The 14,328-nt window shown below is 64.7% G+C and carries 22 protein-coding genes; all 22 read right to left on the bottom strand.

What is annotated here, in order from left to right:
• Positions 1 to 33: 33 nt before the first annotated feature.
• The 22 genes from Q0629_RS01145 to dut all read right to left on the bottom strand — a co-directional run bounded on the left by Q0629_RS01145 (position 34) and on the right by dut (position 14,288).
• A complete protein-coding gene (locus tag Q0629_RS01145) occupies positions 34 to 606 on the bottom strand; it encodes a hypothetical protein (RefSeq protein ID WP_298777858.1) in 573 nt (190 codons plus the stop codon).
• A complete protein-coding gene (locus Q0629_RS01140) occupies positions 585 to 1,043 on the bottom strand; it encodes a hypothetical protein (protein WP_298777856.1) in 459 nt (152 codons plus the stop codon). Before Q0629_RS01140 ends, Q0629_RS01145 begins: the two co-directional genes overlap by 22 nt.
• A complete protein-coding gene (locus tag Q0629_RS01135; RefSeq protein WP_298777854.1) occupies positions 1,036 to 3,183 on the bottom strand; it encodes a hypothetical protein in 2,148 nt (715 codons plus the stop codon). The genes Q0629_RS01140 and Q0629_RS01135 overlap by 8 nt, the downstream gene beginning before the upstream one ends.
• 3 nt (positions 3,184 to 3,186) lie before the next feature.
• Complete coding sequence (locus Q0629_RS01130) at positions 3,187 to 3,735, bottom strand: hypothetical protein (RefSeq protein ID WP_298777852.1); 549 nt, start codon at positions 3,733 to 3,735, stop codon at positions 3,187 to 3,189.
• Positions 3,686 to 3,952, bottom strand: coding sequence for a hypothetical protein (locus tag Q0629_RS01125; RefSeq protein WP_298777851.1), 267 nt, complete (start codon positions 3,950 to 3,952; stop codon positions 3,686 to 3,688). Before Q0629_RS01125 ends, Q0629_RS01130 begins: the two co-directional genes overlap by 50 nt.
• A gap of 3 nt (positions 3,953 to 3,955) precedes the next feature.
• A complete protein-coding gene (locus tag Q0629_RS01120) occupies positions 3,956 to 4,339 on the bottom strand; it encodes a hypothetical protein (protein ID WP_298777849.1) in 384 nt (127 codons plus the stop codon).
• Positions 4,340 to 5,341, bottom strand: a complete 1,002-nt coding sequence (locus Q0629_RS01115) for a major capsid protein (RefSeq protein WP_298777847.1) — start codon at positions 5,339 to 5,341, stop codon at positions 4,340 to 4,342. It lies immediately after the preceding gene.
• Positions 5,341 to 6,000, bottom strand: a complete 660-nt coding sequence (locus tag Q0629_RS01110; protein ID WP_298777845.1) for a hypothetical protein — start codon at positions 5,998 to 6,000, stop codon at positions 5,341 to 5,343. The genes Q0629_RS01115 and Q0629_RS01110 overlap by 1 nt, the downstream gene beginning before the upstream one ends.
• A gap of 3 nt (positions 6,001 to 6,003) precedes the next feature.
• Positions 6,004 to 6,180, bottom strand: a complete 177-nt coding sequence (locus Q0629_RS01105) for a hypothetical protein (RefSeq protein ID WP_298777844.1) — start codon at positions 6,178 to 6,180, stop codon at positions 6,004 to 6,006.
• Between the two features lie 92 nt (positions 6,181 to 6,272).
• Complete coding sequence (locus tag Q0629_RS01100; protein ID WP_298777877.1) at positions 6,273 to 7,952, bottom strand: portal protein; 1,680 nt, start codon at positions 7,950 to 7,952, stop codon at positions 6,273 to 6,275.
• Positions 7,953 to 7,961: 9 nt separating this feature from the next.
• Entirely contained in the window at positions 7,962 to 8,150 is a 189-nt protein-coding gene (locus Q0629_RS01095; RefSeq protein ID WP_298777842.1) for a hypothetical protein, read from the bottom strand.
• Positions 8,151 to 8,156: 6 nt separating this feature from the next.
• Positions 8,157 to 9,539, bottom strand: coding sequence for a hypothetical protein (locus Q0629_RS01090; protein ID WP_298777840.1), 1,383 nt, complete (start codon positions 9,537 to 9,539; stop codon positions 8,157 to 8,159).
• Complete coding sequence (locus Q0629_RS01085; protein WP_298777838.1) at positions 9,536 to 9,859, bottom strand: DUF5681 domain-containing protein; 324 nt, start codon at positions 9,857 to 9,859, stop codon at positions 9,536 to 9,538. The genes Q0629_RS01090 and Q0629_RS01085 overlap by 4 nt, the downstream gene beginning before the upstream one ends.
• A gap of 144 nt (positions 9,860 to 10,003) precedes the next feature.
• Positions 10,004 to 10,420 carry a hypothetical protein gene (locus Q0629_RS01080; RefSeq protein WP_298777836.1) on the bottom strand — a complete coding sequence of 139 codons (417 nt, stop codon included), beginning with the start codon at positions 10,418 to 10,420 and terminating at the stop codon, positions 10,004 to 10,006.
• Complete coding sequence (locus Q0629_RS01075) at positions 10,417 to 10,815, bottom strand: RusA family crossover junction endodeoxyribonuclease (RefSeq protein ID WP_298777834.1); 399 nt, start codon at positions 10,813 to 10,815, stop codon at positions 10,417 to 10,419. The genes Q0629_RS01080 and Q0629_RS01075 overlap by 4 nt, the downstream gene beginning before the upstream one ends.
• Positions 10,797 to 11,033: a hypothetical protein gene (locus Q0629_RS01070; RefSeq protein ID WP_298777832.1), complete on the bottom strand. Its 237-nt coding sequence runs from the start codon at positions 11,031 to 11,033 to the stop codon at positions 10,797 to 10,799. The genes Q0629_RS01075 and Q0629_RS01070 overlap by 19 nt, the downstream gene beginning before the upstream one ends.
• Entirely contained in the window at positions 11,030 to 11,680 is a 651-nt protein-coding gene (locus tag Q0629_RS01065) for a DUF6475 domain-containing protein (protein WP_298777830.1), read from the bottom strand. Before Q0629_RS01065 ends, Q0629_RS01070 begins: the two co-directional genes overlap by 4 nt.
• Entirely contained in the window at positions 11,677 to 12,681 is a 1,005-nt protein-coding gene (locus Q0629_RS01060) for a hypothetical protein (RefSeq protein WP_298777828.1), read from the bottom strand. The genes Q0629_RS01065 and Q0629_RS01060 overlap by 4 nt, the downstream gene beginning before the upstream one ends.
• 76 nt (positions 12,682 to 12,757) lie before the next feature.
• Entirely contained in the window at positions 12,758 to 13,222 is a 465-nt protein-coding gene (gene ssb / locus Q0629_RS01055; protein WP_298777826.1) for a single-stranded DNA-binding protein, read from the bottom strand.
• Entirely contained in the window at positions 13,219 to 13,497 is a 279-nt protein-coding gene (locus Q0629_RS01050; RefSeq protein WP_298777824.1) for a hypothetical protein, read from the bottom strand. Before Q0629_RS01050 ends, ssb begins: the two co-directional genes overlap by 4 nt.
• Positions 13,494 to 13,850: a hypothetical protein gene (locus Q0629_RS01045; RefSeq protein ID WP_298777821.1), complete on the bottom strand. Its 357-nt coding sequence runs from the start codon at positions 13,848 to 13,850 to the stop codon at positions 13,494 to 13,496. The genes Q0629_RS01050 and Q0629_RS01045 overlap by 4 nt, the downstream gene beginning before the upstream one ends.
• A gap of 3 nt (positions 13,851 to 13,853) precedes the next feature.
• Positions 13,854 to 14,288, bottom strand: a complete 435-nt coding sequence (gene dut, locus Q0629_RS01040; RefSeq protein WP_298777819.1) for a dUTP diphosphatase — start codon at positions 14,286 to 14,288, stop codon at positions 13,854 to 13,856.
• Between the last annotated feature and the right edge of the window lie 40 nt (positions 14,289 to 14,328).

Raw genomic sequence — 14,328 nt, 5'->3', positions numbered from 1 at the left:
TGCGGGGACCTCCATTTCATGCGGGGGCGTCCATCAGAATGAGTACCCGCCGTTGCCGGGCCTGTGCGTCGCGTACCAGTTCGGCTTTTGCCTGAAGCCCATCCCCGTGCGTCGCCCGACGGGGAGGCCGGCGACGGCCTGTGCCCCCGTCCCCAGAATCGAGGTCACGCCCCCAATCCAGCCGGCGGTCCGCGCGTTCTTCGCGCTCGTCCGGGCGGCGTTTGCCTGGTTGGTAAAATTCGTCCGCTGGACGTCGAAGCCCCACTTGTCCTTGAGCGTGTTGAACCGGAGCGTGTCGGCGTCCTGCTCGATACCCTGCGCGGTGTCCGCCAGCACAGAGAGGGCCGACCCGGAGACCTGGGCGCCGCTGGCGGCTATCGCCGTGCGTTGCGAGCTCTGGAACTGCCGGGCCTGCTGCCGGAAGCGTTCCTCCTCGCGGGCGCCGGCCTTCAGGGCCTCAACGCCCTGGCGCTCGGCCATCTTGGCGTTGTACTCGGCCATCTTCGCCTCGGCCTCGTAGGCCCGTGCCTGCGCCTGCCCCGCCATGACGGAGCTGGCCGCGCTGAACAGCCCTCCGACGACGGTCAAAGCCATCGGCAGTCCCATGCCCTCAACTCCCCTCTCGCAAACATCTCACTGACGTCCGAAAGCTCGAACCCCATCCACCGCATCCAGCCCATCAGCGGCTTGTTCCCCCGATAGACGTAGGCGGACAGGACGGGGTATCGCTCCAGCATCTCCCCGACGTAGGGGCGGCTCTGCCGGATGAACCGCAGCTTGACCCGCGCAATCTCCGGCGCCGTCACCAGCCAGGGGGCGCCCACGCCCGGCATGAAGCCGGGCGCGCACCCGAACATGGCCACGATCTTCCCGTCCAGAAACGCGGACCAGCACAACGTAGATGCCCAATAAGCCTTCAAGAGCCCATCCAGGGGCTCCACGCCCCATCCAACCCTCAGGAAGTTCGCCGCAGGCTCGTCCAGCGCCTCAGCCAGCAGGCGGCAGTGCTCTGGCCCCGCTCTGACAACATCCGTATCAACCATGGACGTCCACCTCCGGGAACACGCCCAGGAGGGTTATGGGGCTCGGCTCGTCGTGTTCTATCCTGAGCCGGCACATCCGCCCCATACCGCCCGGCAGCTCGATGCGCAAATCACCGGTGTAGACCAGCTCAGCACCGGGGGGGAAGCGCGCCGTGTCCAGGGCCTGATTGTTCTCGGTCCTGACTCCGGCGCGGAGCTTCCCCGACGTGTACACACGGAGTGTGAGCACGGACATCCCCTTGTGCCGCCCCTGGAGCGTCCCGTCCACCTGCTGTTCCCACTCCAGCAGCTCGACGGTGGAGCTCACGGGGTATTGCCCCGCGTCCTTCCACAGGCTTTCCGACGAGCTGTCGCTCCTCCGCCCCAGCCGTTCGACGACCACTCCGCCTCCGCGCCGGACGGCGAAGTACACGTCGTCCTGCCCGGCCCCTGCGCCGGGGATGGAGCAGACGTCCACGACCTGTCCGCCGAGGTCATGGCGTCCCCAGCCCGCCACCTGGTGCTCCTGGTTGAGCGTCAGCGCCAGCAGCCGACCGTCAGCCATGACGACCCAGACGATGGACCATGGCGCCTGCTGGTACGCCCAGCGCCGGACGGAGGTGTCCCGGAACAGGTGTTCTGCCATGATGGACAGGTCGGAGCTGGTGTAGTTGTCCATCTCCAAGCTGTAGCCCAGCGAGCGGACGGTCCGGCCGTCGCGCTGCACGAAGAGCGTCGCGTTCCCCACGTCGAGCGGGACCAGATCACTACTCCCCCGATACCCCGACGGCGTGATGACGATTGAGGAGGGCGTGAACACGTCCGTCTTCGCCCCGGCCTTGGCGCTCCACTCGCCCCCTGCCGTGAAGATCAGGAGGTCGCCCCGCGACGCCAGCCCCCGGATTTCGTTGACCTCCTTCGAGGCCAGCGTAACCGTGATGGTGTCCGTGTCCTTCGCGGGAATTGACGTGCTGAAGTCGTGCCAGGAGGCCGGCTGTGACATCCAGATCGTCTGGGGCGAGTGCCGGGTGCCCGCTAGGACCAGCCGTTCCTGGTGGAAGATACCCATGGACGGGTAGCCGTAGTGCGGCCCGAACGCCCCGATGGACCAGGCGTCGGTGTCGGGGATGTACCCGCCCTTCTTCTCCACGTCCTCGACCGTGGCCTCCCGTTGGTTCTGAATCTCCTTGATGCGAAACACGCGCTCGATGAGCCCGCCCTCATAGTCGAACGCCACGACGACGCGATTCTTGGGGCCTGAGTAAGTAAACCGGAAGTGCGTCGCGTACTCCTCGACGGCGCCGGAGAAGGCGAAGTTCTCCTCAGCCCCTCCGTCGGAGAAGTACTCCTTGAAGTCCTCCCACTCCCAGGCCGCCTCGTCCTTGCCGACCCAGCCGTCGGGGAGGCATCGCTCGACCTTGACGGTCCCCGTCCACTTCCCTGTCGTCCGGTACGTGAACGGCCCGAAGACGTTCCTGATAACTACGGGAGCCCCATACAGCAAAAGCCCGCTAGGGTCCTTCCCTCCAGGCTTCAGCTCCAGGGTGTTCGACCACGCTTTGACCTTCACCTCGATCTTCAGAAGCGCCTCCAGCAGGTCGTAGGTCAGGAACAGGGGGAAGTTGGCGCTCAGCCAGTATTGGAAATCAGGACGCTGGATGAACGACAACTTCTTCTCCTCATCGGTGTTGGCGTCCTCGAAGGGCCCCTTGTCCAGCTCCACCTTCACGAACTTCCAGACGCGCTGCCCGTTCTCCATCTCGCGCCTGAGCATGTGGATGGGGACGTCGGGGTGGAACAGGTACAGCACGTCGGCGCTCTGGAGCCACCGCAGGCGCGCCAGGTGCGAGGACGTGTAAGGGGAATCCGGGATGCGCTCGCGATATCCCGTGTACGTGTACCGGTCCACGAACCCGTCCCCGAACGCCAGCACGCAGGAATCCTCCTCGGAGAACACGAACGGGACCAGCCGCACGCTGGAGTAGGTCTTCCCCTCCATTGGCACCGTGCCCGGTCGATTGGAGAGGCCGCCCTGCGGGAGGATGATGAAGTTGTTCAGGTAGGCGGCCCCGTTGGCGTACTGCGCCAGGTCCACGCGGGCGTGGAGCAGCGGGGAGAGCTCGCCCGCGGTGAAGGACGTCTTCAGGTCGGGTATCTTCATGGCTTACCTCACGTCCACGTAATCCTGGTTCCGAAGCGGTGTATCGTACCCCTCGACCGCCGCCGTCTGCATCGCCAGCCTCACCAGCATCGCGTACTTCTCAAGCAGGCTCATGGCTAGCTGTGGCGAGCCCGTCAGCATGTTAGCCGCGTCCGACGCCAGGCGCGTCGTCAGGCACTCCAGGACCTGCGCGGGCCATGCCCCCAGGTCCTGGACGTCCGCCGTGTACTCGGCCTTCGCCCACTGAACGTCGCAGTAGATCAGAGAGCCCTCGACCCTGAACGGCTTGCTGGTGTTCACGAGGTCAATCACCCGACGGACGTTCAGTGCCCCCGACGGGTACTGGAACACCCCCACATCTGGCCCCGGCTGCGGCGCGAGGGGGACGGTTCGCATGGCGAACGGCCATGGGAACTCGTTCAGGACGACCCGCTTACAGTGCGGGAGCAGGGCGGAAACGACCCGGGCGGCCTTGACGTTCTCGCTCAGGGATCCGACCGGCTCAACTGCCAGCAGTATCAGCGCCCTGTTCGCCGCCTCCAGGTCTGTCATCGCCGTCCTCCTCCTTCCTCTTTCGACCTCCGCGCCGCTTCGTCGCGAGCTCGTCCGCGTGCTCCTCCTGCGGGGGCTCGACCTCCGGCGCCTCCGACGCAATCTCCTCGAAGAACGCGGACGGGGGCATTTCGCCCCCGCCGCACTCCACCGTTTCGCCGACCTTCCAGAGCTGACGCCGCCACTGGCAGCGCACCGTGCATCGATAGCAGCTCATGGCCTACACCATCGGGTACTTCTTATCGACGTCCAACGCCAGGTGCGCGTTGACCTTCTTCGCCACACTCAGCTTGATGCGCAGCCAGTTGAGGCAGCCCCAGGGCAGCTTCTCCTTGACCAGCGTATCGCCGGGCTTGGCGCTCGCCACGGCCGGGTAGGCCATCAGCGCCGTGAAGCCGCTGTCCTTCTTGTCGCTCGTTTCGAGCGTCACCGTGATGGGGGCGGAGATGGTCTCCGCCGCCGTCACGTGCAGGACGAGGTTGTTGTAAGGCGTCAGGCCCTTGTTCTTGCCCTCCAGGTCACCCTGTCCCAGCGCGACCGCCGGGGACTCCGTGACCGCCGCATCCTTCGCGGTGAGAAACGTCAGGTTGTTGTCGAGAATCATCTACGCCACCTTCTCCTCAGTGTTCAGCAGGGAATCGCAGATACGGATGGGAATCATCTTGTAAGCCTCTTCCCACTTCGACGTTGCGCTCTCCTTCGTGTGCTGGATGTGGTAGTTCTTCAGCATCTGGTTCTCCCAGGCCTCCCGCAGCGTGCGGTTCATGTACCACACCGCCTTGCCGAGCCCGATGTTGTGGATGCGGTTCGTGGCGATGTTCATCAGGCTCATGAGGTCTGCTGCCTGGTTCGCGGCCGTCCCGTAGGTCGGCAGCTTGTCCACGTCGATGTTCGCGATGCGCACGACGTAGCGCGGGTCGCGCAGGCACAGCCCCACGTTCCACTGGAACCGGTCGCGGTAGCCCCGGAACGTGCCTCCGGTAGGATCCACGAGGTCGACGATATCCGACGGGTGGTGCTGCAGCCCCTGCGGGGTCCCCTTCGGGTAGATGCCGAAGGTCGTCAGGTTGCTCCAGACGATCAGCCAGATGGACGCCAGATTGCTCCCCGTCCCCCCTGCGTCGATGATCTGGTTCTTCACGGGCCCGGTCAGCAGGGAGAAGCGCGGGGCGAACCCCGTGATCGTCTCCGGCTTCAGCTGCCCGTTCCCGTACCAGAGCGCGGACTCGAACTCCTGCATCATCGCTTCCATGAAGGCCATGGATTCGGTGAGACGGAACTGCCCCGGGTCGTTCGAGAGCTGCACCAGCTTCTCGTCGATCTCCGACACGGCCTCCAGCATCCCGCAGGTTTCCGTCACCTGCGTGACGGTGCTCTTCGTGGGGGTCACGCCCTGGTTGATGCGCCGCCAGTGGACGCCGGGCAGCCCCACCCGCACGGGGAACACGTGCCCCGTCGGCAGGTTCCCCTCCTGCCAGCTCATGTCCTGAAGGAGCGGGCTCATCTTCGTCAGGACCTCCACAATGGGCAGGACCTTGTTGTCCCGCCCGCCGTGGCGCGTGGCCAGGTCAGCCAGCGTCATCACGTTTCCAAGCTCATACGGCATTAGCTGTTACCTCCATTCTTCATGTTCGGGTACAACGTGTTCGCCAGGTCGGCGAACGTCCCTCCGTGCGCTCCGGCAGCGCCCGCACCGGTCACGAGGCGGTCCTCGCCCAGGATGCGCCCTGCGCGGGCAAACGCCTTGAAAATCTCCGGGTGGTTCCCGGCCCCCGTCGCTTCGAGCGCAGCCTTGAGCTTCTCGCCACCGAAGACGTTGATGAACCGATGCGCATCCCGCAGGCTCTGGGTGAACTTCTGCCCGCCAAACTCCGGGTCCTCCATGGACTGCCGGCTCCACTCCCGCGCCTGCGCCTTCGTCTGTTCCTCGAAGCCCAGCCAGTGCCGCACGTGCAGGTCGACGAGCTTCTGTGCCTGCTCCTGGCTGAGGTTCAGCTCCCGCGCCAGGGTCGTGAACTCGCTCACCTTGCCGTCGTCGTAGTCGAACCCCTCCGGGATGGTGAACTTCTCATACTGCGTCGCCGCGTCCAGGTTCTTTGCAGGCTCCGCGCCCTGCGGCTCCGGGGTCTGAGTACTCTGTCCGCCCTGCGGCTCCGCAGGCATCGGTCCGCCCAGCAGGCTCCCGCTCTGTGTCTCCGTGCCCTGTGGCTCCGCTCCACCCAGCAGGGACTGCGGCGCCCCTGCGCCCGTATCGTTCTCCGCCATCGCTTATGCCTCCTCTATGATCTCCCTCTCCCTGCGCGCCGCCCCAAGCAGCGCCAGGGCGTCCTCGTCCGCCTCCAGCACGTCCGCGTAAACGGGCAGCCCGACGTTTCGGGCCCCCTCATGGAAGGCCGTAGCCCCCGCGTCGCCCGCGACGTAGCTGATCTCAAAGACTCTCGTCAAGTCGAACAGTCGGGATAGAAAACGAGCGCCCTCCCGTGTATGGAGAAGCGCCCGCAAATCCTGCACGTCCTGTTTTCGCAGTTCCTCGCGTGTCATAGCACCCCTTCACCCTCTCCTCCTCCCAGCAGATCCGCGATCTCTCCCAGCCCGCCGCCCTCGGCGGCCTGAGCTGCCTGGCGTACCGCCCCGGCCCCCTGTTGGGCCGTCTGAGCCGCCTGTTGCATGGCGGCCATCTGTTCCATCTGCGCCTGCTGCTGTGCGCGTTGCTCTCGAATCGCCGCCACGTTCTCGTCTGACACGATCACCGCGGCCGGGACGCCCAGCTTCCGGGCGTACTGCTCTATTGCCTCGTCGAAGTCCACCTTGTCCAGGACCTCTGGCTTCAGGGGCGCGTAGGCCCCCACAAAGCCCGCCAGCCGCTCGATGCCCTCAATCCCCACCATCCGCTGCGCCTGCGCCAGGACGGAGATGTACTCCACCTGAAGCAACTTCCCGCCCAGGTCCTCCGGCGGCTGCGGAAGGAGCCCCATGCGGTCCATGATGGCGAACACGCGCTCGATGAGTGGGTCCAGCAGCTCGTTCTCCAGGCGCTCCAGCACGGGGCCCAGCATGAGCATCTTCTCCTCGTGTCGCTCCACGACCTCGCGGGCCGTCATACCCCGCGTGTCGTTCGACGCCAGCATGAGGAACAGGTCGGCGTAGAAGAAGCGCTGAATCATCTGCCGGCTCTCCGCGATGGCCTGCAGCTGGCCAGGAATGTCCGGCTGCACCTGGTAGATGGGCCGAACCCCGACGTCGCCCTCGTAGTACGTCAGCGACCCCGGCGTCAGGTCGGGGCGCGCCTTCTTGAGAGTGGTGTGCCCCATCAGGGGCGGCCGGATCGCCAGCTTCTGCGCGCCCAGGTAGTCGTACCGAAGCTCCTGCAGCATCTTCGATTCCCCAAGCGCCGCCCAGCCCGGCCCGCGCCCGTAGTAGTCCGCGCCAACCACGTCCCACCGCGGGACCAGGACGGGGAACTCCTCGTACCCGGACACCCGAAGCGGCTTCTCCTTGCCGTGCTCCCAGTAGACCGACGCCCACGGCATGGTCCTTGCCGGGCGGTCCTCCTTCCCCAGCGGAGAGAACTCGTCGTTCGGGAAGATGAGGTGATGCACCCGAAACCACTGCCCGCGCCTGCCGTTGTCCATGGCGCTGCGTGCCGCGTCGGACAGCACATCGTACTCGAACGCCTCCGCCATCTGCGGTGCGGTCATCCAGAACGTCCGGCAGAACTCCGAGGGCATCCCGCGCGAATCGAACGCCACAGCGTACTCCCCGGCGGTGAGTGCCGTGCCCCGCAGGGCCTCTGTCGGATCCTCCTCGATATAGACGGCCCCGGTCCCGAACGCTCCGACCTCCGCATACAGCGTGTGCAGGCAGTTGTAGAGGTTCGATCGCCCCAGGACGTGGAGCATCCGCCGCTCCACTTCGTCCAGCCAGACCCGCACCGGCTCGTAATCCCCCAGCTCAGGGTCCGTCACGCCGAGCTTGAACCACGGGCGGGACGGGGAGGTCAGTCCGCCCTGCATCCCCGCCGCGAGGGTCGTGAGCGCCTGAAACGGCGTCGCGTCCAGGAGGTCCCGGTCCTTCCGGTCTCCCTGATTGGGTTCGGCGTCGTCGAAGACGCCGCGTCCCGGCGTGACGTATCGGGCTATCTCCTCCCACTGCGGTCTGATGCGATTGCGCGCCTCCTCCAACTCCTCGACGCGCTTCTGAAGCTCCCTCACTTCCATCGTCCCCACCTACATTCCCAGGAGCGTCTTGCGCCCCTGATCGTCGCGCCCGCTCAAGATCGTCGTGCGGGAGTTCATGGCCCCGCGCAGACGCTTGCGCTCATCCTGCCGGGCCGTCACCGCGTCGTCCGTCTTCGCCTGGTCGATCGTCGGCGCAGGCGGCGGCGTCTCCACCTTCGGTGCCTTCGGGAAACACATGCGGCCTCACCTCCTTCCCCACTCAAAGATATCCCGCTGGTCCTGCGGCCGAAAGTCCGGGACGTACTCCTGCTTGACCACCGGAGCGGCAAACGTCAGCGCCAGCGCGTCAGCCAGGTCGGGGGACGCCAGCCCACGGGCCCGCATCTTCTCTTTCCGCTCTAGCTGGATTTTCCCGGAGAGCGTGTACCCGTACTCCGGCGCGCAGAGATCGTCCCGCAGCCGATCGTCCTTCGGCAGCCAGCCGCCCTCCTTCAGCCAGTCCCGCAGGAGCCCCCAGCACTCCGCCCGTTTGTTCAGGTACGCCGGATGGGTCGGGGCGCTGGCGAAGTCCACGGCGATAGGGGAGCGCCCCATCTGCCGGAGGTTCGACGCCACGCCGAACCCGACGCCGGTCGAATCCACGAACACCGCATCCGCCTTCCGCTCGTCCTCGAAGCGCGCCACGACGCCCGCGAGCGTCGCCGTCTCCACCTCGCGCCCCGTCCAGAGGCACTCCGAGTACAGCCCCTGCCGGAGGAACACCACGCACCGGTCCCCGCCGAACGCCGCGACGTCCACGCCCAGCACCACCGGGGCAAACGAGAATGCGTCCTCCCGGTAGTACCGGGCCTGCGCCTGCTCCACGAGCGCGGAGGGGATGAACTGGAGGTCCCCGCCCTTCGGGAACTCGCCGAGCACGCGGACACGGTAGATGTCACTCTCCTCACCGTACTCCTCCCGCATCTCCTCGACGTACTCCTTCGAGACGAGCGGAGAATCCGCGCAGGAGAACGTCAGCAGGTCCCACGCCTCGCGGTTCCGATGGAACGCCTGGTAGAAGTATCCTGTCGTCCGGGTCGGGTTCGCAGCCATCACGACGCGGGCTCCCGGCGTGGAGAGCGCACCGCGCGCGACCTCGAACACCTGGTCCGGTATGCCGGACGCCTCGTCCACGAGGAAGAGCAGTGTGTCCGCATGGAAGCCCTGCAGTGCCTCCGGGTTCTCCTTTCGCCCGGTCCGTGCCGCTGCGAAGTTCGGCAGCCCGGCGATCTTCACGGCATCCGACGTGACGGATATCGCGGACCGCCACGGCTCCAGCATCCGGCCCCGCCACTTCTCGATCTCGCTCCAGAGCACGTCCTCGAGCTGGTGTCCGGTCGGGGCCGTGCAGGGGACCTTCACGTCCTCGAAACAGCAGAGCCCCCAGAGCGCCAGCCAGGCAAGGGTCGTGGACTTCCCCGTCCCGTGCCCGGACTTCACTGCGACGTGCGCGCCCGGTTTCGATGCAGCGTCCAGAAGCGCCTTCTGCTGCGCGGTCGGTGTGACGCCAAACTGGTCGGACACAAAAAGAGCGGCACTCTCGCGCCACTCCTTCACGACGTCCGCTAGTTTTTCGAGGTCGCTCATTCCCGCCGCCCCCTTATTTTCTCCAGAATCGCGGCAGGGGAGAGGAACATGTCCACCTGCACTTTCCCGGTCGTCTCCGGCCGCCCCATCGTCCGGTCCAGAATCTCCGTAGCCGCAGCCAGCGCGATCTTCTCCGTCCGGCTCCCCACCAGCTCCACGAGCTTCCGCGCCGCGTCCGGCGATGCGGCCTTGAGAATCTCCTTCACCTCGGGGTTCGCCTTGGGCCGGCCCCTGGGGTTCCCCGATTGACCTTTCTTGAAGGCGTGAGGTGGAGCCTTTCTCTTTGTTTCGCCTTTGTTAGCAGAGACCAATCGGTTCACCTCCCAACAAAAAAGGACGCCCCGATCGGCGTCCCAAATTCTGATGCTACCAGAATACCACGACAGGGGGTGTCACATCAATGACACTTTCAATCCGGTAAAAGATATTCTACGGGAGGCCGGCATACTGCCGCCCCCCGATGACTAGGCCACATGCCGGAAGAGAAACGGCACAAGGCGGCTCAGAATCCGGTCCCTCCATCTCCAGAGGGACCGGATTTCTTTCCCGTATGCCTCGGCGATGTCATGCATCCCCATCCGTCGCCAGTATCGCATCTCGACAAAGGCAAGATCACGCCTGGGCAGCACGCGCAGGGCACGCCGCACCGTCTCAACGGTCCGGGCAAGGTCCTGGTACTGTGGGCTGCGCTCCTTCGCCGCCAGGATGCGTTCCTGCTCCGAATCCGCCCCCCCTCCGCCGGGGGTATCCGAAATGGACGGACTGCGAATCGAGGCGGCGATGAAGTCATCCAGCAGGGCGAGCTGTTGCCGCTGCACGGGGAAGGCCTCGAGAATTTTCTCCACGTGCGCGAGGCACTGTGGGGTATATATACGCTTCATGCTTTCCCCCTCTCCGACCCCAGCTCCCACACAACAACGACCGTCGCTGTCTTCGGTCCTGTCCGTCGCTCCACGAGAAGACGCTGTATCTGCCGGTCGTCCTCGATCACGCCGGCCATCGCCAGGCAATCCTGGAGGGCCTTGACCCGGTTATCCAGGTCCCAGCGTCTTCGGTCCGCCGTCTGGAAGAGGACCTCCAGTGCCACGTCGCCGTCGTAAGGGGCGCGGTTCGTCTTCGCGGCAGCCATGATGGCGACAGTGAGGGCCTGCCACTCTTTTCCCTGGGAGGTCTTGTAACGAACTCCGCTTCGGGAGGTCCTGTAAAGGTGATTCACCGTCGGTGGCAGGCCCAAGAGCTCCACCCTGGCCAGCGTCCTCATGGTTTTGCCTCCCATTCGCGCTGGACTTTCTCCAGCGCGTCGATCGTCCCCAGCTTGTGCCCGTGGTTCCGGGCAGAGCGCCGCAAGGCCTTGTAGCGCTGCTGCCACTTGGGGAGTGCGACCCATCCGGCCTCGCGGTCCAGGGACAGCTCGCAGAACTCCCCCCAGCTCCACAGCAGACTCCACACGCTGGGATACTGCACCCTGGGGCTTTTGCGCAGTCTCGGTTTCATTGCGCCCCTCCCGTCCGCATCTGCGCAGCCAGCACCGTTGCGATCGGCACGATCTTCCCCGCTCCGGTCGAGAGCGCCTGCCCCTCCAGCGTTTCGCCCGTCTCCGCGTCGTAGACTTTCGCGGGCAGAGCGTAGCCGTTCGTCCGGTTAGACAACTCGCAAGTCCCCGCCAGGTATGCTGGGACCTTCACCGTGCCACTCGCCCCGTCCCACGTTGCGCAGCGCTCGCCCATCGCGAAGAACTGCGCGAAGTCCTTGGCGCGGAAGGGGAGCTCAGCCTCCGCAAGGCGCATGCAGAACCGCGCCCAGCCGCCCATCTGCTCCAGGGCGTAGTGTATCGCCGGGGACGGGAAGCGGACGCTCGTGTCATGCCCAAACCGGGATACGGCCTTCATGACCAGCGCCCAGGCTGCGGCCGCACGGTCCTCGGCCCGGCCCTCAATGCGCTGAATCACGTCGCAGGGCTTGGGCATGTACGGCGACGACGCCATGTGCCCTTGCAATGCGGCTTTTACCTGCGTCAGGCTGAACTTTTGCAGCAGCAGGAAGAACATTTTCAGCGCCTCCGTGGATAGCGGCGGACGCCCGTACAGGTCTGCGGCCACTTTCAGGCAGGCCGCGAACTCGGGTTTATCTCGCTCGGTCATGTCTCGGCACCTCCAGAACCGCCCCAGAATGGGTCTTTTTGCAGCTCCCGCATGTACTCGTCCATGCTTTGCCCAGCCTGCCCCGTCGGCTGTCCGCGCGGTAAGTTCAGGACACGCCCGTATTTGCCCTCGGCGACCTTGACCAGGTTCGTCTCGTTCAGAAGCCAGTCAAAGTCCAGCCATTGAGCCTTCTCCGCGGCGCTTTTACGCATGAACTCACTCCCGGCTATGGCGGCGATGCGATCACGCCACCACGCCAGCTCCCGGCGCTCGACCCCATCGCGAAGCCTGGCCTTGAAGTGCTTCCGGCGTTCCGGGGTGACCCTCGAGACTTTGGGAAAGCCCAGGGGACAGAGCTCTGTGTTCCAGAGCTCCACGACCTCCGAGACTTTGACGGCCCCGTCGTCCGGAGGCTCAGGGGACGTTTCGTCCGCCTCCGCCTCATCCCCCCGTGGGGGGGTAGGGGGGGTATCTCCTCTCTTCTCCTCTCTTCTCTTCTCTTCTCCTCTCACACCGTACGTACCGGGTTCGTCCGGCGTACGTACTTCGGACGTACTCGTTTCGCACGGTGTACGTACGACGTACGCTTCAGGTTCGTCCGGCGTTCGTACTTTTTCATCGCTTTTCTTTTTCTTTTCCCTATAGGCGCGAAGGCGTTCGGCCTCTTTCGCCCTGCGCTCAAACTCGTCTCCGCAATGTTCGTCCCAATCATGTATCAGGAGCTCGCCATCTTCGGTACGCTCCAAAAAGCCGGCGCCCCGGAACCCGCAGTTCACCATAGCGTCAACGAATCTATTCGGGTCTCCCCCCCATCCGGCGGCATCGGCTATATCCAAGGCATCGAATGGCGTCAGGTTCCCATCTTGCGCGTAATCCATCGCCCACCACCAGAGCATGTGCAGATGCCCCAATGCGGTTGGGATGGATATCTCCAGGCTGCGAGCCAATTTTTTCAGTTTAGGATGGTCCCGTAACGCTTGTTGGGATTTTATCCATGCCATCTTTCGAGCTCTCCTTAGAATAGGCTTTGTGGCGTACATGTACGTACGGTGTACGTACGGCGTACGTCCCGGAGTCTTAGAACGGGATATCCGCCTCGCCGCCGGTCTCCGCTTCGGCGAAGTCCATGGGGAAGTCGTCGTCCTTCCCCCAGCCCCCAGAATGCCCCTGCGGATGTGGGGCGTACCCGCCTCCGCTGTCCTGCCCGTCTTTCTTGCCGCCGACGAAGTTGAAGTCCTGTACCAGGACATCCGTCGTGTAGCGTTTATTGCCGTTCTTGTCCTGGTAGCTCCCGGTCTGTATCTTGCCCTCGACGAGGATCCCGGAGCCCTTCCGGAAGTGCTTGCCGATCACCTCGGCCCGTTTCCCCCAGACGACGCAGGTCGGAAAGTCCGCGGCGTCCTCGTATAAGCCGTCCTGCTTCTTCTTGGAGTACCCGACGGCCAGGGAGAACCTGGCGCACGCCATGCCGTTCTGCGTGTATCGAACCTCGGGGTCGCGCGTCAAGTTCCCCATCAAGGTCACTCGGTTGTAGCCCTTCATCCTTCCATCTCCCCCCGCACCTTGGCGAGCACGTCTGCGGCCATTTGCAGCCTTCGCACGCCTTCGTCTTTACTGACCTTGTCGCTGATCATCAGGTCGAAGAGTTTTTCCAGGGCCTCGTACAGCTCCGGGGCGGCGGCGATCAGGGGTATGTCGCTCGAGTTCTCAGGCTCCGAAAAGAGCGTCGCTACGACATCCCCATTTCCCGCCATTAAATACGGCAGTCCGTCCCAGTCCGGCTCCTCATAGCTCCACGGTCCCGGCGTATGGCTCATCTCTCGATCTCCTCCTGCCCTTGTTCGCCCTTGTGCGTCCCGTGCCCCAGTTCTGCGAGCAAGAGCTGAGCGCGCCCTCTGGCTAATGCAGCGTCCGGGACCTCCGGGGTATTGATGGTCATCATTACAGCCCCCAGCGTATCCAGCAAGTCGGGGGCGGCTGCGATCAGGCGGGCGATCTGTTCGGCTCGGGCAAAATTGCGCTCTGATTCGTCGTTAGAGCCAATACCAGCATGCCCCAGGGGGATATTGGTGTCTCCTACCGTGACGTTGACGACGGTCCCAATTTCCCCGTAGTTCGTGTCATAGCTCCGGGTATACGTGACCTTCCAGCCTTCGAGTGCGTACCCCATCGTCTACCTCCCGGAGCTACCAAGCCCGCCAGTTCCGCGATCGGAGTCCGAAAGTCTGTCCACGATCTCAACGTCCGGCGTTTCGATGGGAACAATCAGGAGCTGAGCGATTCGATCCCCGCGGCTGATCGTCACGTTGTCCCGCCCGTGATTGATGAGGATGGCGTTGATTGTGCCGCGATACCCGGAGTCGATAACACCGACGCCGTTCACAATGCCGATACCGCGCCGAGCCGCATTGCCGCTTCGGGCACAGACCAAGCCGACATATCCGTCCGGGATCTCCACGCTCACGCCGGTATCGACGGCCTGGCGATCTCCGGGGTACAGCAGGGCGTTTTCGGCGGCTTTCAGGTCAAGCCCGGCGTCTCCGTGGTGGGCGCGGGTCGGGGTGTATTTCGGGGCGGTCACTTTGCATTTCAGGGCCTTCAAGGTCATACCCTCCATCTCCTTTTTTCTTGTTTATACCGAGTGGTTG

Source organism: uncultured Fretibacterium sp. (assembly GCF_938030725.1).
GTDB lineage: Bacteria > Synergistota > Synergistia > Synergistales > Aminobacteriaceae > Fretibacterium.
The sequence above is the reverse complement of the archived record's forward strand: the minus strand, read 5'-3'. Positions and strand labels throughout refer to the sequence as shown.